Here is a 25434-nt window from a genome sequence, read left to right on the forward strand (position 1 = left end):
GTCCGGCGGCGGCGCGAAGAATCGGTTCTTGTCCATCCATGCGGAGATAGCGGTGTGAAAAAACAGATCGTGTCACTTTTGCAGCAATACCAGGCCGGCCGGATTTCGGAAATGGAACTGAAAGCGGAATATGGGCGCTTGATGGACGCCGGAGAGTCCGCGCTCTCGGCGACGGCGGGCAGCCCTTGCCGCAAGGTTGTGCTGGAGGGGCCGGGCTCGATCGACGACATCAGGATCGTCGACGAGATGGTCGAGCCGCCCGAAGGCCGCTGGGTGCATGTCGACACGATCGCCTTCTCGCTCAATTTCGGCGATCTGCTGTGCGTCAAAGGCCTGTATCCGACCATGCCGTCCTACCCGTTCACGCCGGGATTCGAGGCATCCGGGGTGGTGAGGGCGGTGGGCGGCGATGTGACGCGCTTCGAGGTCGGGGACGAGGTCATCGTCAGCGCCAGCCCCAGTCTCGGCATTCAGTCCAGCCTGATCGTCGCGGACGAGTCGCAACTGGTGCTCAAGCCGGACTACCTGACTTTCGAGCAGGCGGCGTCGTTTCTGACGGTCGGCCTGACGGTGGTCGAGGCGTTCCGGCGCATGCGGGTGGCCAAGGGCGAAACGGTGCTGATCCAGAGCGCCACCGGCGGCACGGGGCTGGTGGCGGTGCAACTGGCGCTGCATGCCGGCGCCACGGTGATCGCAACCGCCAGTTCCGCGGAAAAGCTGCGCTATCTGTCGGACATGGGCGCCGCCCATGTCATCAACTACCGCGAGCACGATTTTGAGGCCGAGGTGCTGGCGATCACCGGCGGCAAGGGGGTGGACGCCGTTCTGAACACGCTGGCCGGGGAAAACATACAGAAGGGAATCAACTGCCTCTGCCCCAGGGGGCGCTATGTCGAAATCGCGATGACGGGCTTGAAGTCGGCGCGCAGCATCGACTTGAGCAGGATGTCCAATAATCAGAGCTTCCACAGCCTGGACTTGCGCAAGCTGTTGCTGGACATGCCCGAGTATGCGGCAAGCCTGGGACAGGAGCTGTTCTCCCTGGTGGAGCGGGGCGTGGTCGAGGTGGTGATAGGCGAGACCTTCGACTTCGGCCAGCTGGCCGAGGCCTATCAGTATCTGGAGAATCGCCGCAATATCGGCAAGGTGGTGATCACGGTGCCGGGCGTCAAGACCGCGAGCCGGCCTCGCGTCGAGCGGCAGGCGCCGCGTCCGGCAGCCAGGCGTGGCGCGACGGTGGAGCCGCTGTCGCCAATCGCGATAGTCGGCATGTCCGGGCGCTTCGGCTCGGTCGACAGCGTCGACGATTTCTGGCGCTGCATTGCGGAGGGGCAAAGCCTGATCCGCCAACTGCCGCCCGGCAGGAGGGCGCTGTTCGCCTCGCTGAATCTTCCGCAGGCATCCGAGGCAAGCTTCAACGAGTGGGGCAGCTACCTGGACGATATCGACTGCTTCGATCCGCTGTTTTTCAGCATCTCCGGCGTGGAGGCGCAGCATATGGATCCGCAGCAGCGCCTGTTCCTGGAGGAGAGCTGGCGGGCGTTGGAGGACGCGGGCCTGATGAACGACAAGCTGGACGGCAGCCGGACCGGCGTGATCGCCGGCGTGGTGGACGGCAAATACGCCAGCCATATCCGCAACGACAAGGCCGGACATTCCTTCTGGGGAACCGCCGGCTCCATCCTGCCGGCCAGAATCGCGTATTTTCTCAATTTGAAGGGACCGGCGGTGGCGATAGACACCGCCTGCTCCAGCTCGCTGGTCGCCATCCATCTGGCCTGCCAGAGCTTGTGGAACGACGAGACCGACCTGATGCTGGCCGGCGGGGCCTTCATCCAGACCACGCCCCATTTCGGCGCGGCCGCCAGCCGGGCGCAGATGCTGTCGACCGACGGACGCTGCTTCACTTTCGACGATCGCGCCAACGGCATGGTGTCCGGCGAGGCGGTGGCCGTGCTGGTCATGAAGCGGCTGGCCGACGCCCTGGCCGATCGGGACCCTATCCACGGCGTGATCGTAGGCAGCGGAATCAACCAGGACGGGGCCACCAACGGCATCACCGCGCCCAGCGCCGCCGCGCAGCAGCAACTGCAGATGGAGGTTTACGATCGTTTCGGCATCGATCCGGCCGATATCCAGTATGTCGAGGCGCACGGCACCGGCACCAAGCTGGGCGACCCGATCGAGGTGGAAGCGCTGACCGAGGCCTTCCGGCATTACACCGACAAACGCCAGTACTGCGCGATAGGCTCCGTCAAGACCAATGTCGGCCATACCGTCACCGCCGCCGGCGTGACCGGCGTCATCAAGGTGCTGCTGGCGATGAAACACCGCATGCTGCCCGGCTTGTTGAATTACGGCGTGCAGAACCAGCATATCGATTTCGAGAGCAGCCCCTTCTACGTCAACACCGAGCTGTCGCCATGGCCGGCGCCGGCGGGTCGGCCGCGGCGGGCGGCGGTCAGTTCCTTCGGCTTCAGCGGCACCAACGCCCACCTGGTGCTGGAAGAGGCGCCGCCGCCGCCGCCCTGGCGCAGCGTGGCCGGCTCGGCGCTGATCGTGCTGTCGGCCAAGACCGGCGAACAGCTGCGGGCCTATGCCGGCCGGCTGGCCGACTGGCTGCGCGCGCAGCCGGCAGTCGATCTGGCCACGCTGGCCCACACGCTGCAAAGCGGGCGCGCCGCGCTGCGCCACCGGCTGGCTTTCGTCGGCCATTCGCGCGAACAGATCGCCGACGCGCTGGCCGATTTCGCCGCCGGCCGCGAGGTGGCGCAACTGGCGGTCGGCGAGGCGAAGCCGGGCGCCGCGGCGCGGGCGGCCGAGGTGGACGCCGAGCCGCAGCGGCTGGCGCAAGACTGGGTGCGGGGCGCTGTGGCCGGCTGGCCGACGCCGGTCGGCGGCCGGCCGCCCCGGCTGAGTCTGCCGACCTACCCGTTCGCGCGCGAACGCTACTGGGTCGCGGCGGCGGCGGAGAGCGAAGAGAGCGCATCGAAAGAGCGCGCATCGACGGTTAGCCTGCTGGCGCGCGGCTGGGAAGCGGCGGCGGCCGGCGCGGCGCGGCGTTTCGGCCAGCGCCGGGTCCTGCTCGACGCCGCCTGCGCCGGGCGGGCGCCGGCGCGGGACGCGGCGGGCCAGGCGTTGCACTGCGAGACGCTGGCCGACGGCGGGAACGACGCGGCCGAGCGCTTCGGCGCCAGCCTGGAACATGTGTTCCGGCAGGTGCAGGACCTGCTGCGGTCCGGCCTGGAGGACGGCGCGCTGCTGCAGGTGGTGTTGGCGGACGACGGCGAAGACGGCTGGCTGCGCCAGGGTCTGTCCGGTCTGCTCAACAGCGCCAGCCTGGAGCATCCGGGCCTGCAGACCCAGCTGATTCGCGTCGATCCGGCGGCGGACGCCGGCGCGCTGGCCGAGGCGCTGCAAGCCGGCGCCGAGCGGCCGGCGCAGCGCGAGCTCCGCCATGGTCGCGACGGCTGCCGGGCGGCGACGCTGCGGCCGCTGGCCGCCGTCGGCGAGCCGTCGTTGCCGTGGCGCGAAGGCGGCGTCTATCTGATCACCGGGGGTCTGGGCGGTCTGGGCCTGCTGTTCGCCCGCGAGATTCTCGCCCAGCTCCAGGACGCCACGGTGATCCTGACCGGCCGTTCGGCGCTGGACGACGGGCGGCGGCGGCAAGTGGCGGCGCTGGGCGCGCGGGTGGCGTACCAGGCGCTGGACGTCGCCGACGGCGCGGCGGTGCAAGCCTGCGTGCAGGGCCTGCTGGCGCGGCATGGCCGGCTGAACGGCGTCCTGCACGCCGCCGGCGTGCTGCGGGACGGCTTCCTGCTGAACAAGCGGGTGGACGATCTGCGCGCGGTGCTGGCGCCCAAGGTGGCCGGTCTGGTCCATCTGGATCGGGCGACCGCGGTGCAGCCGCTGGACTTCTTCGCCGTCTTCTCCTCGATCGCCGGCGTGTTCGGCAATGTGGGACAAGGGGATTACGCCAGCGCCAACGCCTTCATGGACGCCTATGCCGAACGGCGGGCGGCCCAGGTGGCGGCTGGGGCGCGGCAAGGCCGCACGGTCTCGCTGTGCTGGCCGCTGTGGGCGGAAGGCGGCATGCGGCTGGACGCGGCCGGAGAAGCGGCACTGGCCGCCGCCGGGCTGACGCCGCTGGCGACCCGGCCGGGGCTGGACGCCTTCTACCGCGCGCTGGCGCAGCACGAACACGCGCGGCTGGTGGTGCTGAGCGGCGACGGCGCGCTGAGTCGGCCGGCCGAGCCCGCGCCCGAGCGCCATACCGAGCCGGCGGCGCTGCAGGCGCGGACGCTGCGGCAGTTGAAGAAGCTGTTCGCCGGCGTGACCCAGGTGGCGGTGGACAGGCTGGACGCCAACGAAGCGCTGGAATGCTACGGCATCGACTCGGTGTTGATCACCCGGCTCAACCGCGAACTGGAGTCGATCTTCGGCGGCCTGTCCAAGACCCTGTGGTTCGAATACCGCACGCTGGGCGCGCTGGCGGCCTATCTGAGCGCGCAGCGGCCGGAAGCCTGCCTGCGCTGGAGCGGCGGCGAGACGGCCGCGCAACCGGCCGCGGGTCCGACGGCGCCGATGCGGCGCGAAGCGATGCCGGCGCCGACACCGACACGGCCGGACGGCGGCGCGGCGATCGCCATCATCGGCCTGAGCGGGCGCTACCCGCAGGCGCGGACGCTGGAGCAGTATTGGGACAATCTGCAGTCGGGCCGCGACTGCATCAGCGAAATCCCGGTCGAGCGCTGGGCGCTGGACAGCTTCTACTGCGCCGACCCCGAGCAGGCGGTGGCCAACGGCAAGAGCTACAGCAAATGGGGCGGCTTCGTCGACGGCTTCGCCGAATTCGACCCGCTGTTCTTCAACATCTCGCCGGCGGAAGCCGAAGGCATGGACCCGCAAGAGCGGTTGTTCCTGCAAAGCTGCTGGGACGTGCTGGAAGACGCCGGCTACACGCGGGAGCGGCTGGCGCGGGTCCACGACGGCCGGGTCGGCGTGTTCGCTGGCATCACCAAGACCGGTTTCGACCTGTACGGTCCCGCGCTGTGGCGGCAGGGGACGGCGGTGTTTCCGCACACCTCGTTCAGCTCGGTGGCCAACCGGGTGTCCTACTTCCTCAACCTGAACGGTCCCAGCCTGCCGATAGACACCATGTGCTCGTCGTCGCTGACGGCGATACACGAAGCGTGCGAGCACCTGAGGCGGGACGAGTGCGAACTGGCCATCGCCGGCGGGGTCAACCTCTATCTGCACTCCAGCAACTACGTGATGCTGTGCATGGCGCGGATGCTGTCGCGGGACGGGCAGTGCCGCAGCTTCGGCGCCGGCGGCAACGGTTTCGTGCCCGGCGAAGGCGTCGGCGCGGTGCTGCTGAAGCCGCTGGCGCGGGCCGAGGCGGACGGCGATCGGATTCACGGGGTGATCAAAAGCAGCGGCATCAACCACGGCGGCAAGACCCACGGCTACACGGTGCCCAATCCGGGCGCGCAGCGCCAGTTGATAGCCGACGCGATCGCCAAGGCCGGCATAGACGCGCGGGCGATCAGCTATGTCGAGGCGCACGGCACCGGCACCGAGCTGGGCGACCCGATAGAGGTGGCGGGGCTGAGCCAGGCCTTCCAGGCGCAGACGGCGGACACCCAGTTCTGCGCGCTGGGCTCGGTGAAATCCAATATCGGCCACGGCGAAAGCGCGGCGGGGATCGCCGGGCTGACCAAGGTGCTGCTGCAGATGCGGCACGGCCAGCTGGCGCCCAGCCTGCATGCCGACACGCTGAACCCGCACATCGACTTCGCGGGCAGTCCGTTCTTCGTGCAGCGCGAGCTGCAGGAGTGGAAGCGTCCGTTGCTGACGGTGGACGGCGTCGAGCGGGAGTATCCGCGAATCGCCGGCATCTCGTCCTTCGGCGCCGGCGGGGCCAACGCGCATGTGATCGTCGAGGAATATGTCGACCGCCGGTCGTGGCCGGCGATTGCCGGGCCGGCGGCCATCGTGCTGTCGGCGCGGACCGAGGCGGAGTTGCGGACGCGGGCGCAGCAGTTGCTGGCGGCGATAGGGGGCTGGGGCGAGGGCGATCTGGCGTCGGTGGCGGCGACGCTGCAGCTGGGTCGGGAGGCGATGGAGCATCGGCTGGCGCTGCTGGTGGACGGCATCGGCGAGCTGGCGGGCAAGCTGGAAGCGCATCTGCGCGGCGATGCGGAAGTGGAGGGTCGCTGGCAGGGCGAGGTGAGGCGCGGCAAGGACGGGTTGGCGGTATTCGCCGAGGATGAGGACCTGAGCCTCGCGCTTGAGGCCTGGATGGGCAAGAAGAAGTATGACCGCTTGCTGGAGCTGTGGGTGAAAGGGCTGGCGCTGGACTGGGGTCGGCTGTATCCGCAAGGTCTGCCGGCGCGGATCTCCTTGCCGGGCTACCCGTTCAAGCGGGACAGCTACTGGCTGGCCGGGCTGGGCGAGAATGGCGGCGCGGAGCCGTCTGGCGCGTCGCTGCATCCGCTGCTGCAACGAAACGCTTCCGATTTTTATGCCCAGCGCTTTGCCTCCAGCTTCAGCGGAGCGGAGTTCTTCCTGACGGATCATGTGGTGCAGGGTCGACGGATATTGCCGGGCGCCGCCTATCTGGAAATGGCGCGCGCGGCGCTGCAAGCGTCTTACGGCATCGCGATGGAGGAGCGGGCCGGGGTGTTGCTGCGGGACGTGGTATGGCTGCAGCCGTTTGGCGTGCAGGATGCCGCCGCGCCAATCCACCTGGAGCTGGAGGAACTGGACGACGGCGAAGCGGCGTTCGAGATATTCAGCGAGGCCGCGGACGGCGGGGAGGCGACGCACTGCCGCGGCCGTGCCGCCTTGATCGAGCCGGGCGAGCAGCCATCGCTGGACCTGGCGTCGTTGCGGAGCCAATGCGTGTCGGCCGTGGTGGACGGCGCCGACTGCTACGAGGTGTTCAAATCGGCCGGCATCGGATACGGCGCGGCCTTCCAGACCGTGTCGCAGGTTTTCCTGGGGCAGGACCAGGCGTTGGTCCAGCTCCGCCTGCCGGCATCGTTGCACGGGGGGGCCGGCCGTTATGTGCTGCATCCGTCGGTGCTGGATGGCGCACTGCAGGGCTGCGCCTGCCTGATGACGGGGCAGGCGTCGGCGGCGGCCCTGCTGTTCTCCGTCAAGGAGGTCGAGGTGTTCGACGCGTGCGCTGCCGACATGTGGGCCTGGATTCGCCTCAATGCCGACAGCAGCGCGCGGGTGAAGCAGTTCGACATCGATCTGATCGATGAGCAGGGACGGGTGTGCGCCGGCATGCGCGGCGTATGCTCTAGAGTGATGGAGGGCGTGGCCATGCCGGCGGACATGGCGGAGGACGGCGGCGAGTACGAGGTGAGGCTGGCGTCGGCATGGGAAGCGATGCCGGCGCCCCAGCCCCGGCAGGTCGTAGGCGAACAGGTGTGGGTTTTCGGCGGCGAACCGGACGCGCTTGCCCGCTTGCATCCGCAGGCGCGCGCGCTGCAGGGCGGACACGGCGACGACGTCGCGCGGATCGGGGCGGGGCTGGAGGCTGCGGGCAAGATCGCCAGCATAGTCTGGGTCGCGCCGCCTGGCCGCGACGTGGGCATCGGCGACGAGAGTCTGATCCTGGATCAGCAGACCGGCGTGTTGAGCTGCCTGCGGCTGATCAAGGCTTTGTTGGCGCTTGGCTATGCCGGCTCGGCGCTACGTTTCACCGCGATTACCTTCAAGGCCTTGCCGGTTCTGGCCGGAGAGCGGATCCAGCCTGCCCATGCCAGCGTCCACGGGCTGGTGGGCGCGCTGGCCAAGGAGTTTCCGCAATGGCAAGTCCGTCTGGCCGATCTGGACGACGGAGGCGAGGTCGCCGCCTGGGCCGAGGCGCTGGAATTGCCGCTCGACCAGCCAGGCGACAGCTACGCGCATCGAGAGGGCGAGTGGCTGCGGCATTCGCTATTGCCTTGCGAGGTCGCGGCCGACGGCGAGGACGGGCAGTTCCGCGAAGGCGGCGTCTATGTGGTGATAGGCGGGGCCGGCGGAATCGGCGAGGTATTCAGCGAATACCTGGTGCGCCGCTACCACGCGCAGTTGTTGTGGGTCGGTCGCCGGCCGCTGGACGAGGCGATAGAGTCCAAGCGCCGTCGGCTTGGGCAATGGGGGCCGACGCCGGAATATTTCAGCGCGGACGCGACCAGCGCGCAGGCGCTGCGCCAAGCCTTGGACCGGATGAAGTCCAGCCACCCGCGGATTCACGGCGTGGTGCACTCGGCGGTGGGCATCTTCGACGAAAGCCTGAGCAAGACGTCGATAGAACGCTTCGCCGAAGTGCTCAGTGCCAAGACCGACATCTGCGTGCGCCTGGCGCAGGCGTTCGAGCATGAGCCGTTGGACTTCATCCTGTTCTTCTCCGGACTGAACGCGTTTTCCCGGGATGCCGGCAAGAGCGGCTACGCCGCCGGCTGCGTGTTCAAGGACGCCTACGCCTATCAGCTGGGGCAAGAGCGGCGCTGCGCGGTCAAGGTCGTCAACTGGGGCTGGTGGGGCGATGTCGGCGCGGCCGGCGCCGTCCCGCAGTCATACCGGAACCGCATGGCGCATGCCGGCATCTGCGCGATCGAGGCCGATGACGCGATGCGCACCCTGGAAGCGCTGCTGAGCGGCCCATTCAATCAGCTTGGTCTGGTGAAGGCGACGCGCGAGCAGGCGCAGTCCTGGATGTCGGTGTCGACGCCGTCCTTGCGCGAACTGCCGCCGGCGCTGCCGTCGCTGATCGGCGCGATGCAGGAAAAGGCGGCGGAGGTTCCCGCGACGGACGGCGACCGCGAGTCCGCGGCATCGTTTGAGCGGCTGGACCGCCGGCTGGGCGAGTTGCTGGCCTGCCAGCTGCGCGCGGCGAACTTGCCGGCGGCGCCGCAGACGCCAGCCTGGCATCGGCGCTGGCTGCGGGAAAGCCTGAGAGCGCTGGACGCCAGAGGGCTGGCGGTGGATGACGGCGAAGTCTGCCAGCGGGCCTGGGAGCGTTGGGACGGCGACAAGACCGCCTGGCTGGCCAATCCGCATCTGCAAGCCCAGGCCCGCCTGGTGGAGGCGACGGTGCGAGCCTTGCCGCGGATATTGCGCGGAGAGATACCCGCCACCGAGGTGATGTTCCCGAATGCCTCGATGAGCCTGGTCGAGGATATCTACAAGAACAATGGCGCGGCGGACTATTTCAATGCCGTGCTGGCCGAGCAACTGGCCGGATACGTGGGCGCGCGCGTCCAGCGCGATCCGTCGGCGCGCATCCGCATTCTGGAGATAGGCGCCGGCACCGGCGGCACCAGCGCGGGGGTCTTCGACAGGCTGTGGAGCCTCAGGCAGCATATCGAGACGTATTGCTACACCGATATGTCCAAGGCTTTCCTCTTGCATGCGCAGCAGCGCTACGCGGAACGGGCGCCTTATCTGGATTGCCGCCTGTTCGACGTGGAGCGCGGGCCGGGGGAGCAGTCCATCGATATCGGCGGCTACGATGTGGTGATCGCAGCCAATGTGCTGCATGCGACCAGAAGCATCCGCCAGACCCTGCGCAATGCCAAGGCGGCGCTCAAGCGCAACGGCGTGCTGCTGCTCAATGAAGTCACCGGCAACAGCCTGTTCGCGCATCTGACCTTCGGTTTGCTGGAAGGGTGGTGGCGTTACGAGGACGAGGCGCTGCGCATCGAGGGCTCTCCGGCGCTGAGCGCCGGCAACTGGTCGCGGGTGCTGGAGGAGGAGGGCTTCCGCCGAGTGAATTTCCCGGCCGCCGGGGCCCAGGCGCTGGGACAGCAGATCATCGTCGCCGAGAGCGACGGCGTCATCCGCGTGCGTCAGCCATCCGCCGCTGCCGTTCCGCAGCCGGCGACACCGCCGGCGCGGCGGGAACGCGCGGCGCCGGCCGCCAGGTCGGAAAACCCGGCGCGGGCGGCGGTGGCGATGCCGGCCGACCAGGGGACGCTGCGGGAGAAAAGCGAGGCCTTGATACGGGGCCTGGTCGGCAAGACGCTGAGAATGGCGGTGGAATTGATAGACCTGGACGAACCGCTGGAGCGCTACGGGATAGACTCGATCCTGGTCGTGCAGTTGACCGACGCCCTCAGGCAGTCCATCCCCGATATCGACAGCACGGTGTTCTTCGAGCACCAGACCATCGCTGGCCTGGTCGAGTATCTGTTGAAGACCAGGCAGCAGGCCTTGCGGCGCCTGACCGGCCTGGACCAGGTTTCCGCCGTCGCCGCGGTGGACACCGCTCTGGCCGCGCGAGAGAGAGTGCCGTCCCGGCAGCCGCGGCTGCGCGGCACCAGTCGTTTCTCCCGACCGCGCCCGATGGAAGCCGTCGGTGAAACGGGCGCGGCGAGCGCGAATCGGAAAATCGCCATTATCGGTCTGAGCGGGCGCTACCCGCAGGCGCGGACGCTGGAACAGTATTGGGACAATCTGCAGTCGGGCCGCGACTGCATCAGCGAAATCCCGGCCGAGCGCTGGGCGCTGGACGGCTTCTACTGCGCCGACCCCGAGCAGGCGGTGGCCAGCGGCAAGAGCTACAGCAAATGGGGCGGCTTCGTCGACGGCTTCGCCGAATTCGACCCGCTGTTCTTCAACATCTCGCCGGCGGAAGCCGACGGCATGGACCCGCAAGAGCGGTTGTTCCTGCAAAGTTGCTGGGAGGTGCTGGAAGACGCCGGCTACACGCGGGAGCGGCTGGCGCGGGTTCACGGCGGCCGGGTCGGCGTGTTCGCCGGCGTCACCAAGACCGGCTTCGAGCTGCATGGTCCCGAGCTGTGGCGCCAGGGCGTGGCGGTGTTTCCGCACACCTCGTTCAGCTCGGTGGCCAACCGGGTGTCCTACTTCCTCAACCTGAACGGTCCCAGCCTGCCGATAGACACCATGTGCTCGTCGTCGCTGACGGCGATACACGAAGCGTGCGAGCACCTGAGGCGGGACGAGTGCGAACTGGCCATCGCCGGCGGGGTCAACCTCTATCTGCACTCCAGCAACTACGTGATGCTGTGCATGGCGCGGATGCTGTCGCCGCAGGGGCGTTGCCGCAGTTTCGGCGGCGGCGACGGCATGGTTCCGGCCGAGGGCGTGGGCACGGTATTGCTGAAGCGCTTGGATCAGGCCGAGGCGGATGGCGACCATGTTTACGCCACCATTCTCAGCAGCAGCATCAACCACGGCGGCAAGACCCACGGCTACACGGTGCCCAATCCGGGCGCGCATCGCCAGTTGATAGCCGACGCGATCGCCAAGGCCGGCATAGACGCGCGGGCGATCAGCTATGTCGAGGCGCACGGCACCGGCACCGAGCTGGGCGACCCGATAGAGGTGGCGGGGCTGAGCCAGGCCTTCCAGGCGCAGACGGCGGACACCCAGTTCTGCGCGCTGGGCTCGGTGAAATCCAATATCGGCCACGGCGAAAGCGCGGCGGGGATCGCCGGGCTGACCAAGGTGCTGCTGCAGATGCGGCACGGCCAGCTGGCGCCCAGCCTGCATGCCGACACGCTGAACCCGCACATCGACTTCGCGGGCAGTCCGTTCTTCGTGCAGCGCGAGCTGCAGGAGTGGAAGCGTCCGTTGCTGACGGTGGACGGCGTCGAGCGGGAGTATCCGCGAATCGCCGGCATCTCGTCCTTCGGCGCCGGCGGGGCCAACGCGCATGTGATCGTCGAGGAATATGTCGACCGCCGGTCGTGGCCGGCGATTGCCGGGCCGGCGGCCATCGTGCTGTCGGCGCGGACCGAGGCGGAGTTGCGGACGCGGGCGCAGCAGCTGCTGGACGCCTTGCGCGGCGGGCGGTACGACGACGCGGACCTGGCAGACATCGCCTACACGCTTCAGCTGGGGCGCGAGGCGATGGAGGACCGCCTCGCGATGGTCGCCGGCTCTATCGGCGAAATCGAGGCAGGCTTGCAGGCCTTTGTCGGCGGGGGCGACGCCGGGCGGCTTTTCCTCGGCCAGGCCCGCAGCGGCAAGAGCATGCTGGGCGCGTTGGCGCGGGACGACGAGTTCGATGAAACTATAGACAAGTGGGTAGCCAGGAAGAAGCTGGGCAAATTGCTGGAGCTGTGGGTCGCCGGGCTGGAAATAGACTGGTCGCGACTGTACGGCGCGCGGCCGCCCCGGCGCATCAGCCTGCCCACCTATCCGTTCGCCCGCGAGCGCTACTGGCTGCCCGAGCTGGGCGCGGCCGCGGCGACGCCGCCGGCCCCGGCCCCGGCCCCGGCGCAGCCCGCCGCCCTACTGGAGGGCGAAGAGTATTGGCAGGCCGCCGCGGCCGGCCCGGCGGTCGACGTCGAACGATTGACGCTGCTGCACTTCTGCGACGACGACGCCGAGAGCGCCCAGCTGGCGCAGCGGCTGCGGCGGCCGCTGCTGCAGATCCGCAGCGGCGACGCGACGTGCCGGCTGGGGCCGCAACGCTACCAGGCGGCCGGCTGCGATGAAGCCGCCTTCGACGCGCTGTTCGCGCTGCTGAAGGCCGACGGCGCCGCCGCCGGCGGCTATGGCGTGCTGTACCGCTGGGCGGAAGGCCAGCCGCGGCTGCCGGCGCTGCGCGCGGTGCTGCGCGCCGCGGTCGGCGCCAGCCTGCCGCTGCGCTATCTGCAGCTCAGCGGCAGGCTGGAGGCCGGAGCGCTGGGCAGCTGCCACGACCTGTCGCAGATCGGCTTCGAACGCTCGTTGGGCCTGACACTGCCGCAACTGGACGTGGGCGTGCTGTTCGGCGACGCCGGCGGCTTGAGCGTGGAGCAGATCGCCGCCGAGTGGGGCCGTCCGGGCGTGACGCGCTATCAGGGCGGCGAGCGCCAGCGGCTGGCTTGGCGGCCGTTGGCGGCGGAAGCCGCGCCGGCGCTGTCGCCGCTGCGCAGCCGCGGGGTGTATCTGATCAGCGGCGGCGGCGGCGGCCTGGGCGAGCTGTTCGCCGGCCACCTGGCGCAACGCTGCCAGGGGCGGATCGCGCTGCTGGGTCGGCGGCCGGCCGATGCCGGGATGGAAGCGCGGCTGGCGCGGCTGCGGGCGCAGGGGGCCAGCGAGGCGGTCTACTACCAGGCCGACGTGGCCGAGCGCGAGCAGGTCGAGCGGGTGATCGCCGACGTGGTCGGGCGCTGGGGCGGGGTGCACGGCATCGTGCACGCGGCCGGCCTGGAATCGACTCGCTCGCTGCTGGAACAGGACGCCGACGGTTTCGCCGAGGTGCTGCGGGCCAAGCTGGACGGGACGCGGGCGCTGGACGAAAGCAGCGCCGGTCTGGCGCTGGACTTCGTCTGCTACTTCTCCTCGTCGGCGGCGGCGCTGGGCGATGGCGGCGGCTGCGACTACGCCAGCGCCAACCGCTTCCTGATGGCTTACGCCGACTACCGCGAAGCGCAACGGACGGCGGGGCGGCGGCAGGGTCGGACGGTGGCGCTGTGCTGGCCGCTGTGGCGGGCTGGCGGCATGGGGGCGGTGGGCAGCGAAGCGATAGAACACTATCTGCGCAGCAGCGGGCAGCGCTACCTGGAACAGGCGGAAGGGCTGCAGGCGTGGGAGCGTGCGTTGCACGGAGGCCAGGGGCAGCGGCTGGTGCTGGCCGGCGAGCCGCAGCGGCTGCGTGCGATGCTGAACCGTCGCTACGGCGTCGAGGCGGCGCGTCCGGCGGCGGGCGAGCTGGGTCCGCAAGTGCTGGCCGATGTGCAGGGGCGGATCGCGGCGATTCTGAAACTGCCGCTGGAGCGGCAGCGGGCCGACAGCAACTTCGCCGACCTGGGCTTCGACTCGATTGGTCTGGCGCAGCTGAGCCGGCAGTTGAGCGCGCACTTCGGCTTCGACGTGGCGCCCAGCGTGTTCTTCAACTACAGCACGCCGGCCCGGCTGAGCCAGCATTTGGCCGAGACGCAGCGGGCGGCGCTGAGCGCGCGCTACGCGGTGGCGGAGGAGCGGGTCGAGCCGGTTGAGATGGTCGAGCCGGCGGCGCCTGTCGCGACGGCTGCAGCGGAGGCGGGGGACGGGGTGGCCATCATCGGACTATCGGTGCGCACGGCGGGCGCCGAAGACGCGGACGAGCTGTGGCGTCTGCTGCTGGAAGGGCGCAAGCAGATAGCGGAAGTGCCGGCGGAGCGGTGGGACTGGCGGCCGTACTACGGCGGAGCCGGGGCGGCGGACAATCGCATCGCCAGCAACCGGGGCGCCTTCCTGGCGGAGCTGGACGCGTTCGACTCGCTGTTCTTCGAGATCTCGCCGCGGGAAGCGCAATGGATGGACCCGCGGCAGCGGCTGATGCTGCAAGAAGCGTGGCGGGCGTTCGAGGACGCCGGCTACACCGGCGCGCGGCTGCGGGGCAGCGACTGCGGGGTGTACATCGGGGTGGAGGAAAGCGCGGCGCAGCCGGAAGCGTCAGGACTGGCGACCAGCCACCACAACGGCATTCTGGCGGCGCGGATCTCGTATGTTCTGGATCTGAAGGGGCCGAATCTGGCGTTGAACACGGCGTGCTCGTCGGGTTTGGCGGCGGTGCACAGCGCGTGCCAGAGCGTGCTGCGGGGCGAATGCGGGATGGCGCTGGCTGGCGGGGTGAACGTGCTGAACTCGCCGCTGACCTATCTGGCGCTGAGCCAGAGCGGGATGCTGTCGAGCGACGGGGAGTGCTATGCCTTCGACGAGCGGGCCAACGGTCTGGTGCCGGGTGAGGCGGTGGCGGCGGTGGTGTTGAAGCGGGAGTCGCAGGCGCGGGGGGACGGTGACGCGATCTACGGGGTGATTCGGGCGAGCGGGATGAACTACGACGGCCGGACCAACGGCATCACCGCGCCCAGCGGCCTGGCGCAACGGCAGCTGATCGTCGACGTGTTGCGGCGGGGCGGCATAGACGCCGGCCAGGTGGGCTATGTGCTGGGCCATAGCGTGGGGTCGCCGATGGGCGACCCGATAGAAGCGCAGGCGTTGGGCGAGGCGCTGCAGGGCGGCCATTGCGTGCTGGGCTCGATCAAGCCGCTGATCGGTCATACCTTCGCGGCCTCCGGCGTGGTCAGTCTGATCGGGATGTGCCTGGCGCTGAAGCACAGGCGGATGCCGGGGACCGCCAACTACCGGCAGGCCAACGCGTATATCGACGCGGCGAACGGTCCGCTGCGCATCGAGCCGGCGGCGCAACCCTGGGAAGGGCGGTGCCGGCACGGGCTGGTCGGCGCGACCGGCATGAGCGGCACCAATGTGCTGGTGCTGCTGGGCGAAGGGGAGCCGGAAGCGGCGGCGGAGCGGGATGGCGAAGCGCTGCTGGTGCTGTCGGCGCGGGAAGAGGCGGTGCTCAGGCGCTACGCGGAGAAATTGCGCGGCTATCTGCAAAGGGAACCGGGGTCCGGTCTGGCAGACGTGGCGCGGGCGCTGCGTACCGGACGGGAAGCGATGGCGTGCCGGCTGGCGGTGGTGGCGTCGAGCCGTGAAGCGGCGTCGGCGGCGCTGGCGCGGTATCTGGCGGCGGGGGCGGACGAGGATCTGTCGGCCGGCGGCGTGTTCGCGACGGGTAGGCCCGGGGCGGCGGCTGGTGAGGGCGAGGATTTGCGCGCACGCGCGGCGCGCTGGGTGGCGGGCGGCGAGCTGGCGGAGCCGGATGACGGCGGGGGGCGGCGGCGGTTGGCGGGGCTGCCGACCTATCCGTTCGGGCGGCGCTCGCTGCCGGAGGAGCCGGTGGCGGCCGGCCACGGGGGCGATTCGGCGTTCATCGAAGTCATTGCTGCGTATTCCAGGCAGGATGCGCGGAGTATCGACCCGGCGGCGTCGATTGCCGATCTGGGAATCGATTCGCTGCTGTTGATGAGGATGATAGACGCGCTTGAAACGCAATATTCCATCCATCTGAGCCTGGACGATGTCTTGAACTGCGCCTCGATCGGGCAATTTGCCGCCATGCTGGCGGAGCGGGTCGTCGAGGGTGGACAAAAGGCGCGGCAGGCTCCGAAGAAGGGCAAGAAGCCGAAAGAGCTGGAAGTGCTGCAATCCAGAGGCAGCCTGGCACCGGCCTTCTGGTTCCATGGCTCGATGGGGACGGTTCAGGCCTATATCGGCTTGTCGCAAAGCCTGGGCAGGAATCTGCCGTTTTACGGCGTGCAGTCCAGAGGCATCAGGGACAATCAGCAGCCGATCAGCGATATGGGCGAGATGGCGCAGTACTACGCCGATCTGTTGCTGGCCGCCAGACCGGACGCCGGGGTGCCATTCCAGCTTGGCGGATATTCGGAAGGCGGTCTGATCGCCTATGAGGTCGCCCGCCGGCTGCAACTGGCCGACCATCAGGTCGGCAGCATCGTCATGCTCGACACGCCTTATCTGTACGGCGGGGAACCGATCAAGAACGACGCCGACACCAGGAAGCTGCGCTACGCGATGGTCTACGCCAATTTGCTGATGATGAATGGCGCCGGCGATTTTTCCGATATCGCGGCCATGGAGCTGGATCAAGTCGAGCTCGAGGAGGTGTTGCCGGTCCTGGTCCGCGCCGGCTTGCGAAAAGGCCTGAGATATGCGGCGAATGAGCTGTCTGACGTCATCGAGCGCTACTGCAGGGTCGCCGAGGCCAATGAAAATGCGGCGATGGCGCATTTGCTGGAGGATCTGGCGCAGCCAGACGAGGTGGTGTGCCATTACGTCCAGCGCAGCCGGGCGGAGGTGTATTTCGATCCGCATGGCTTCAGCGGGCCGATGGTCGAATGGGCGAACCGCTATTTCCAGGACAGAAACTGTCCGGAAATGTGGCGGCGGCGCCTGCCGCGTCTCAATCTGCACATCAGCGGCGCGGTTGATCATTTTTCATTATTGTCGGATGCAAAATCCTTCAGCCTGATCCGAGACGTGTGCGGTCGACTGTACGGCGTGGATCCGGTCGGGAAACCTATGTTGACGCAGGCGTTGTCGGAGGAGGTGGGAAGCTGAAGATGGCAGGTCCGGGTCCGGGCCGCCTACGTACTTGTCAGCGAGCGAAAGGCGCCATTAACCGTTGACGCCGTCCGCAAAATCGTAAGTCGCGCTGGACGCGAGGGCGGACTCACCTTTCCAGTCCACCCGCACATGTTGCGCCATGCGACTGGGTTCAAGCTAGCCAACGATGGACAAGACACGAGGGCAACCCAGAATTACCTAGGACACCGTGCTATCCAACACGAGGGTGTACAGAATTTTGTGTAACCGGACTTTTGGCAGGAAACTGTCATCTTGTCTGGAGACTCATGAGCACCAAAAAACACGACGTTCCTGAGGCCCTTCCTAGACTGGAAGGCGGCCTTGACTCGCTTTACCATCCAGTTTGAGGAACGGCTACCTCAGGTCTAAACCCAACCCCGGTTACACAAAAATTCGGCCCCCCTCGCATGCAGACAAAGGCTACGACTACCGCCGTTGCCGTGAACACCTGAGCCGGCGCGAAATCTTGGTGCGAATTGCCCGTCGTGGAGTGGAAAGCAGCGAGAGGCTGGGTCGCCACCGTTGGGTCGTAGAACGTACCCATTCTTGGCTAGCGGGCTTCGGCAAGTTGCGCATCCGCTTTGAGCGACGGCTGGATACGTATTACGCTTTGCCCAAGCTGGCTTTCTCATTGATCTGTCTGCGATTTATCGACAGGTTTTGTTAGCGGGTCTAAGGCGGAGAGCCGTTGGCGGATGCTGCTGACTTTCAGGCCCTTGGGACGGAACTGGGTCAGGACGTAACGGGCGGCGAGGGGAACCGGCAGTCCGAGGGGGCTGCCGGACACGAGCATGGGAATGTGCTCACCGGATGCATCCGTACTTCTCGAATGGAAAACTTGGTCACCGTGCATCTCTTGTCGAGTCAGATGACAGGAATTTACGACAGCAGCACTTCCGGTGATGTGAATTTTTGACGTAAAGAAAAAGACCGGAAAAACCAAGTGCAATCTACTGATTACACAGAGTATTTCCAGTCTAATTTAACAACCTAACATGTGGTTCCGGTTAGAACGGAATATCGTCGTCCATATCATCCATGCGCGGAGCAGGCTTCGGCTCCTGGCGGCGCGGCGCCGCCGGGGCTTCCTGGCGTTGGGTCGGAGCGTTGTAGCCGTAGCCGTCGTCCATGCCGCCGCCCATGCCGCCGGAGGAGCCGGCGGCCATTTCGCTCTTGCCGCCTTGCAGGCTCAGTTCGTTGACGCGGACATCCGGCGACACGCGCTTGTTGCCGTCCTTGTCCTGCCATTCGCGCAGGGTGAGCTGGCCGTACACGGTCACCTGCTGGCCCTTGGCCAGGTAGTTCTTCAGCGATTCACCGCGCTTGCCCCACACCTGGCAGCTGAACCAGTTGGTGGTCTTGCGCTCGCCGAAGCCGATGTCGCTGGCTACGCGGAACGACAGTACCGGCTCACCGCTGGGGGTGTAACGCAGTTCGGCGTCGGCGGCCAGGCGGCCGTCAAAGGTGATGCTGTTCATTCAATTCTCCGGATAAGTTCAAACTGCTTGGCCTGCGCCACGCAGGCGCCGCCGCCTTGCGCTGGCAATGGCGGCGCATGCGGTCGCCATCAGCCCATGCGATGGTATCCAAGCCGGCTGGCGGCCTAGAGGACTTGCATGTCGAAAGGCCAGGTTGGCCGCAAGGCGGCCGAGCGGGCGCGGGCCGAACGATCGGGCGCTATTATACACGGCAATAGCCGCCGTTTTGGTATCGATGGGGAGATTGTCGCGCGGCTGGTCGCGCTCGCCGCCTGACTGGCGAAGAAAGGCGGGATGCGCTGTAATCTGGGTATTTTCGCGCGGCCGACATGCCGATGGGGAACTGGCTTGGCCGTGCGCTGTCTGGCACTGTTTGAAAGGATGAACGCATGAACAAGAATGCATTGGTAGCCGCTCTGACGGCGGTGAGCCTGGCTGGCTTGGGCGGTTGCGCCAATATGAGCGACACGCAGAAGGGCGTGGGCGGAGGCGCGGCGATAGGCGCGGGCTTGGGCGCCGCGATCGGCGCGCTGACCGCCGGCGGGCACGGCGGGCGCAGCGCGGCCACGGGCGCGGCCCTTGGCGGCCTGATCGGCGCCGGCAGCGGTTACCTGTGGTCGCAGCACATGCAGAAGCAGAAGGAGGCGATGGAGCAAGCGACCAAGGGCACCGGCATCGGCGTCAGCCAGACGGCCGACAACCGCCTGAAGATCAACATCCCCAGCGACGCCTCTTTCGACACCGGCAGCTATGCGCTCAAGCCCAGCCTGAAACCGGTGCTGGACAAGCTGGCCAGCACGCTGCAGCAGAACCCGGTCACTTCGGTCAACGTCATCGGCCATACCGACAACACCGGCACCGACGCCATCAACAACCCGCTGTCGGTCAACCGCGCCAAGGCGACGCAGAGCTATCTGGCGTCGCGCGGCGTGGACATCAACCGCATCGGCGTGGACGGCCGCGGTTCCCGCGAGCCTGTGGCCGACAATGGCACGGTGTCCGGCCGCGCGATGAACCGCCGAGTGGAGATTTATGTGGCGGAGCCGGCGCAGCCGCAAAAATAAGTCGCCGAAGGTGGCGGCATGGGGACCGGGACGGCCTCTTGCGTGGAAGGCCGCTCCTGTTTATTGCCTAGGCCATGCGCGAGTCGGACAACGGACCATGTCGGGCAGTTGCCGGCAACAAGCGCCGGCGCAGGGTCGCGCGATTGGCTGGCCAGGCGGATACGATCCGGGGCCGCCGCTGATTGTCATGCTGCCTTTTCCGTGTTTTGCGTGGCCTTGCTTTGGCGGTTTGTGGCTTGCCGGGCGGAATGAATGATGAAACTGGCCGTCGATTGCGCGTGATTCTGGGATGGCGTCTCATTAACTGCCCGGTAGACAACGATGCCGGGCTGTTTTCTCACATACTCAAGGAAGGGCGAATCCACGACTTTCATATTTCTGGATAGGGAGGAGGCATTTCTAAACACGGGGCCATCCTTTTTGCGGATGAAAATCCCGGTGTGCGTGACATCCAGTCCAGGCGTTTTGGTATAGATGCCTATGTAATCGCCATCGCGCAACATGTCCAGCGTGTCGGCGTCTATCTTGTTTGCCGGGATGTAGCTGATGTCCCTGCGCTTCGCTTCCAGTCCGATGATGTAAGGGCTGCCATCTTTCTTTCGGTTGAGTTCTTTTTGTTCGGTCATGGCCTGGCGGCTGACTGATCTTGTTACGTCTTTTATATTGCGTTGATTGCCGCTGACCCAGTCGGAGAAGAAGTGTTTTCTGGACAGGTAGCTTACCTCTCCTTTTGCGTAGCGGGTGCGGATCACATTTTCAAAGAAATTGTGGACGCTGTCGGAGCGCCGCAGCGACTCCACATAGTCCAGGTAGGTAAAGCAATCCAGTTTGCCGAAATCCACTACCAGCTTTTCATTGGCATGGTTCGAGCCTATCAACCTGTTGGAGGCGTAGGCGTTTCCCAGGAAAAGGCTTGAGAAGGTTTTGATTCGCTGCCCGGGCGATGAGTTTTTGTTTTCTTGGAATAGTTTGATGAGCTTTTGCTCGTTTATATTGTGGAAGTCAATGTCATTCCCGCCGCCGGCATATGCCGTGCAGATGCAGGGGAGCCATGCCGCCAATAGCACTTTTCTCATGTCCTCCCCCTCTTAGCTGTCGTTGCGCATTGGATAGCCTGACTTGCGTGTCGATGTCGCCGCCGAGCTTCGATTTGGCCAGCAAGTAGGTCGAGTTGTACCAGTCGATTCTCTTATGGAGCCGCTCTTCTGGATGTAGATCTCGGACGCGTCTCTTGGCTTTCTCGCTGCTGGTTTGATGCAGCTCATTGTATTGCAAGCCGATAGACGAATATGCCGGATATTGTGGCGAAATTGAAAGCCGGTGTGAATCGGGTGTGAATCGGGTGTGAATGGCATGGCGGCTGTGTAAAAAAACGTTGCGGCCAGCGGCGGCGTCTGCAATGCGCAAGGGCGGCCCCCGTTGCCGGGGGCCGCCCTTGGTCGTTTGCCTGAGGTGAAAAGCTAGAAGGTAGCGTCGATTAGCCGCCGCACTTCGGTTTCATCCCACTGCTGCTGCGATACCTTGAGGTAGGCGACCCGGTCTTCCTTCACCACCACCGCCTCGTGGACGCCGGCGATGCCGGCGAGCTGTTGCGACAGCAGGTCGGCATTACCCTGCCACGTCTCGCCTATATGGTACATCACCGATCTCACCGCCTTGGGCGGCTGCATGCCAAAAGACCATATCAGCCAGGACAGCATCAGCAGGCTGGTGAAGCCGAACACGCCGGCCGGGCCGTAATGGCCGTAGAGCCAGCCGCCGGCAGCTGCGCCGAGGAACAGGCCAAACGATTGGGCGGTGTTGTACACGCCTATCGCGGTTCCCTTGGCGTCGGCCGGCGCAATCTTGGAGATTAGCGAAGGCAGCGTCGCTTCCAGGATGTTGAAGGCGATGAAGTACAGCGACAGCCAGCCGACGATCTGCCAGAAGCTGTCCAGCGCCAGCGCCATGCCCAGCTGGGCGGCGGTCATCAACGCGATGGCGCCGATGAACACAGGCTTGAGCCGCGCCTTTTTCTCGCCGTAGATGATGGCCGGCACCATCAGGATGAAGCCTATCACTGTTACCGGCAGGTACACCTGCCAGTGCTGCGACTTGTCCAGATGGCCGGTCTTGATCAGCGCGAACGGGATGGTGACGAACATCGCCATCTGCGCCGCGTGCAATGCGAAGATGCCGTAGTTGAGGCGCAGCAGCTGGCTGTTTTTCAGCACCGCCGGCAGCCGCTTGGTGTTGGCTTCGGTCTCGGAGTGGAAGCGCGACACCGACGGATCGGGGATGATCAGCCACACGCCGATCAGCGCCGCCAGCGACAACAAGCCGGTAAGGGCGAAAATGCCGTTGACGCCGATGTATTTGGCCAGCACCGGGCCGGCCACCAGGCTGACGGCGAAGGTGGTGCCTATCGACATGCCTATCATCGCCATCGCCTTGGTGCGGTTTTCCTCGCGGGTCAGGTCGGCCAACAGCGCGGTGATGGCGGCGGAGATGGCGCCGGCGCCCTGGATCACCCTGCCCAGGGTGAGGGTGGTGATGTCGGTTGCGCCGGCGGCGACGAAGCTGCCGATGGCGAACAGCAGCAGCCCGCCGTAGATCACTTTCTTGCGGCCGATGCGGTCGGACAGCATGCCCAGCGGCAACTGCAGCAGCGCTTGGGTGAGGCCGTAGCTGCCCAGCGCGATGCCGATCAGCGTGTGGTTCCCGGCGCCTTGCAGAGTATTGGCGTACAGGGCGAATACGGGCAGGATCAGGAACATGCCCAGCATGCGCAGGGCGTAGATACCGGCCAGCCCCAGGCTGGCCCGCAGTTCGATGGCATTCATGCGGTGTGTGGTCTGGTTTGCTTGATTATGTTTAACGACCGCGCCGGCAAACGGATGACTGCGCAACATCGGCGCGCGGTCGGGGCGGGTCTGTTTGCAATAGCTCAAAGACAGGTGGAGCCTGCCCGGCCAAGTCGGGTATATTAACAGGTTCCCTGACCGACGGTGAGTAACAGCTTCTTATGGACAGCATCCGTATCCGTGGCGCCCGCACCCACAATCTGAAAAACGTCAATCTGGACCTGCCGCGCAACCAGTTGATCGTGATTACCGGCCTGTCCGGCTCCGGCAAGTCCTCGCTGGCCTTCGACACGCTGTACGCGGAAGGCCAGCGCCGCTATGTGGAAAGCCTGTCGGCCTACGCCCGCCAGTTCCTGCAATTGATGGAAAAGCCCGATGTGGACCTGATCGAGGGCCTGTCGCCGGCGATCTCCATCGAGCAGAAGGCGACCAGCCACAACCCGCGCTCCACCGTCGGCACCGTCACCGAAATCCACGACTACCTGCGGCTGCTGTTCGCGCGGGTGGGCGATCCGCACTGCCCGGAGCATGGCGTGCCGCTGTCCAGCCAGACCGTCAGCCAGATGGTGGACCATGTGCTGGCGCTGCCGGAAGAGGCGCGGGTGATGATCCTGGCGCCGGTGATCATGGGCCGCAAGGGCGAAAACCTGGACCTGTTCGACGACCTGCGGGCGCAGGGCTTCGTGCGGGTGCGCGTCGATGGCGAAGTGTGCGAGCTGGACGCGGTGCCCAAGCTCGACAAGAACAAGAAGCACACCATCGAGGTGGTGATAGACCGCCTCAAGGTGCGCGCCGACATGCAGCAGCGGCTGGCGGAAAGCTTCGAGACCGCGCTGCGCCACGCCGAGGGCCGCGCTATCGCGGTGGAAATGGATAGCGGCAAGGAGCACTGGTTCTCCGCCAAGTTCGCCTGCCCGGTGTGCAGCTACAGCCTGCCGGAGCTTGAGCCGCGCCTGTTCAGCTTCAACAACCCGATGGGCGCCTGTCCCAAGTGCGACGGCCTGGGCGAGATCACCTTCTTTGATCCGCGCCGGGTGGTGGCCCATCCCGAGCTTTCTCTGGCCTCCGGCGCGATCAAGGGCTGGGACAAGCGCAACCAGTTCTATTACCAGATGCTGCTGGCGCTGGGCGAGCATTACGGCTTCTCGGTCACCGACCTGTCCTTCGAAGACCTGCCGGAGAAGGTGCGCAACGTGGTGCTGCACGGTTCCGGCCGCGACAGCATCGAGTTCAGCTATATGTCGGAGAAGGGCAGCAAGTTCACCCGCGCCCATCCCTTTGAGGGCATCATTCCCAATCTGGAGCGCCGCTACCGCGAAACCGACTCGATGGCGGTGCGCGAGGAGCTGGCCAAGTACCAGAACAACCAGGCCTGCCCGCACTGCAGCGGCTCGCGGTTGCGGCTGGAGGCGCGCCATGTCTTCATCGGCAAGCGCACGCTGCATGAAATCAACCAGCTGCCGCTGAAGGACGCCGCGGCCTTCTTCGAGGGCCTGGAGTTTTCCGGTCAGAAGCAGGCGGTGGCGGAGAAGATCGTCAAGGAGATTAGCGAGCGGGTGTCCTTCCTCAACAACGTCGGCCTGGACTACCTCAACCTCTCGCGTTCGGCGGACACCTTGTCCGGCGGCGAGGCGCAGCGCATCCGGCTGGCCAGCCAGATCGGCTCCGGCCTCACCGGTGTGATGTACGTGCTGGACGAGCCGTCCATCGGCCTGCACCAGCGCGACAACGACCGCCTGCTGTCCACGCTGATGCGGCTGCGCGACCTGGGCAACAGCGTGATCGTGGTGGAGCACGATGAAGACGCCATCCGCGCCGCCGACTACCTAGTGGACATGGGGCCGGGCGCCGGCGAGCATGGCGGCGAGGTGCTGGTGGCCGGCACGCCGGCCGATGTGGAGGCCAGCGAAAACTCGGTCACCGGTGCCTTCCTGTCCGGCCGGCGCAAGATCGCCATGCCGGGCGGCCGGCGCGAACTGAGCCAAGACCGGATGCTGCAACTGGTGGGCGCCAGCGGCAACAACCTGAAGGATGTGACGCTGGACCTGCCGCTGGGCGGTCTGGTGTGTATCACCGGGGTGTCCGGCTCCGGCAAGTCCACGCTGATCAACGACACGCTGTACAAAATCGCCGCGCGCGATCTGAACGGCGCCAGCGAGGAGCCGTCCCCCTACCGCGAGGTGAAGGGACTGGAGCAGTTGGACAAGGTGATCAACGTCGATCAGAGCCCGATCGGCCGCACGCCGCGCTCGAATCCGGCCACCTATACCGGCCTGTTCACGCCGATCCGCGAGCTGTTCGCTGGCGTGCCGCTGGCGCGCGAGCGCGGCTACGGGCCGGGGCGCTTCTCGTTCAACGTCAAGGGCGGCCGCTGCGAGGCCTGCCAGGGCGACGGCGTGATCAAGGTAGAGATGCACTTCCTGCCCGATATCTACGTGCCTTGCGATGTCTGCCACGGCAAGCGCTACAATCGCGAAACGCTGGAGGTGCAGTACAAGGGCAAGAGCATCCACGAGGTGCTGGAGATGACGGTGGAGCAGGCGCTGGAGTTCTTCGCCGTGGTGCCGCCGGTGGCGCGCAAGCTGAAAACGCTGATGGATGTGGGCTTGGGCTATATCCGGCTGGGGCAGAGCGCCACCACGCTGTCCGGCGGCGAGGCGCAGCGGGTCAAGCTGGGCTTGGAACTCTCCAAGCGCGATACCGGACGAACGCTGTATATCCTGGATGAGCCCACCACCGGCCTGCATTTCCACGATATCGACCTGCTGCTGCAGGTGCTGCACCGCCTGCGCGAGAGCGGCAACACCGTGGTGGTGATCGAGCACAATCTGGATGTGGTCAAGACCGCCGACTGGTTGATAGACCTGGGGCCGGAGGGCGGCGCCGGCGGCGGTCAGATCATCGCCAGCGGTACGCCGGAGCAGGTGGCGGCCAATCCCGCCAGCCACACCGGCCATTATCTGGCGCCGCTACTCGAGCGCGACCGCCAGTAGGCGCAGTTGAAAATGCCCGATGTCGCCTTGCTCCGGGTGTTTCGCGATAGCCGTACAAAACCAATGCGCCGGTCCAGGCCGGCGCCCATCCACCGCACATACTCAG

The 25434-nt window shown here is 66.6% G+C and carries 8 protein-coding genes and 2 pseudogenes; 6 read left to right on the forward strand and 4 right to left on the reverse strand.

The annotated features are described in order from the left end of the window. Window positions 1–54: 54 nt before the first annotated feature. From BI347_RS23305 to BI347_RS22965, 3 genes and pseudogenes are all read left to right on the forward strand, one after another. A complete protein-coding gene (locus tag BI347_RS23305; RefSeq protein ID WP_139167227.1) occupies window positions 55–16923 on the forward strand; it encodes an SDR family NAD(P)-dependent oxidoreductase in 16869 nt (5622 codons plus the stop codon). A gap of 33 nt (window positions 16924–16956) precedes the next feature. Beyond that, window positions 16957–17175: pseudogene (locus BI347_RS25015) on the forward strand (tyrosine-type recombinase/integrase); the annotation flags it as partial. A 181-nt stretch (window positions 17176–17356) separates the two neighbouring features. Then, window positions 17357–17617: pseudogene (locus BI347_RS22965) on the forward strand (transposase); the annotation flags it as partial. Window positions 17618–17957: 340 nt separating this feature from the next. Here BI347_RS22965 and BI347_RS14905 read toward each other — a convergent pair. Then, the gene (locus tag BI347_RS14905) at window positions 17958–18428 is read right to left on the reverse strand and encodes a single-stranded DNA-binding protein (RefSeq protein ID WP_071113047.1); all 471 of its coding nucleotides are present in this window, start codon (window positions 18426–18428) and stop codon (window positions 17958–17960) included. 138 nt (window positions 18429–18566) lie between these two features. On the opposite strand from BI347_RS14905, the gene BI347_RS24010 reads away from it, so the two are divergent. Beyond that, entirely contained in the window at window positions 18567–18704 is a 138-nt protein-coding gene (locus BI347_RS24010) for a hypothetical protein (RefSeq protein ID WP_158020797.1), read from the forward strand. Window positions 18705–18817: 113 nt separating this feature from the next. Further along, on the forward strand, window positions 18818–19492 hold the full coding sequence (locus tag BI347_RS14910) for a YiaD family glycine zipper/OmpA-like lipoprotein (protein ID WP_071113046.1): 675 nt from the start codon (window positions 18818–18820) through the stop codon (window positions 19490–19492). A 185-nt stretch (window positions 19493–19677) separates the two neighbouring features. On the opposite strand, the gene BI347_RS14915 is transcribed toward BI347_RS14910, so the two are convergent. The 3 genes from BI347_RS14915 to BI347_RS14920 are packed head-to-tail and all read right to left on the reverse strand — an operon-like array spanning window position 19678 to window position 22314. Continuing rightward, window positions 19678–20568 carry a DUF1460 domain-containing protein gene (locus tag BI347_RS14915; RefSeq protein ID WP_083338903.1) on the reverse strand — a complete coding sequence of 297 codons (891 nt, stop codon included), beginning with the start codon at window positions 20566–20568 and terminating at the stop codon, window positions 19678–19680. After that, window positions 20501–20899: a hypothetical protein gene (locus BI347_RS24015; protein WP_139166969.1), complete on the reverse strand. Its 399-nt coding sequence runs from the start codon at window positions 20897–20899 to the stop codon at window positions 20501–20503. The genes BI347_RS14915 and BI347_RS24015 overlap by 68 nt, the downstream gene beginning before the upstream one ends. A gap of 53 nt (window positions 20900–20952) precedes the next feature. Beyond that, window positions 20953–22314 carry an MFS transporter gene (locus tag BI347_RS14920; RefSeq protein ID WP_071116215.1) on the reverse strand — a complete coding sequence of 454 codons (1362 nt, stop codon included), beginning with the start codon at window positions 22312–22314 and terminating at the stop codon, window positions 20953–20955. Between the two features lie 182 nt (window positions 22315–22496). Here BI347_RS14920 and uvrA point away from each other — a divergent pair, with 182 nt between their 5' ends. Then, complete coding sequence (gene uvrA / locus BI347_RS14925) at window positions 22497–25328, forward strand: excinuclease ABC subunit UvrA (protein ID WP_071116216.1); 2832 nt, start codon at window positions 22497–22499, stop codon at window positions 25326–25328. The last annotated feature ends 106 nt before the right edge of the window (window positions 25329–25434 follow it).

The organism is Chromobacterium sphagni (assembly GCF_001855575.1).
GTDB lineage: Bacteria > Pseudomonadota > Gammaproteobacteria > Burkholderiales > Chromobacteriaceae > Chromobacterium > Chromobacterium sphagni.

Excerpts from the sequence above, each read along its gene's own strand:
- BI347_RS14905 (WP_071113047.1), bottom strand. The coding sequence starts at position 18,428 with ATGAACAGCATCACCTTTGACGGCCGCCTGGCCGCCGACGCCGAACTG.
- BI347_RS24010 (WP_158020797.1), top strand. The coding sequence starts at position 18,567 with ATGTCGAAAGGCCAGGTTGGCCGCAAGGCGGCCGAGCGGGCGCGGGCC.
- BI347_RS14910 (WP_071113046.1), top strand. The coding sequence starts at position 18,818 with ATGAACAAGAATGCATTGGTAGCCGCTCTGACGGCGGTGAGCCTGGCT.
- BI347_RS14915 (WP_083338903.1), bottom strand. The coding sequence starts at position 20,568 with ATGAGAAAAGTGCTATTGGCGGCATGGCTCCCCTGCATCTGCACGGCA.
- BI347_RS14920 (WP_071116215.1), bottom strand. The coding sequence starts at position 22,314 with ATGAATGCCATCGAACTGCGGGCCAGCCTGGGGCTGGCCGGTATCTAC.
- uvrA (WP_071116216.1), top strand. The coding sequence starts at position 22,497 with ATGGACAGCATCCGTATCCGTGGCGCCCGCACCCACAATCTGAAAAAC.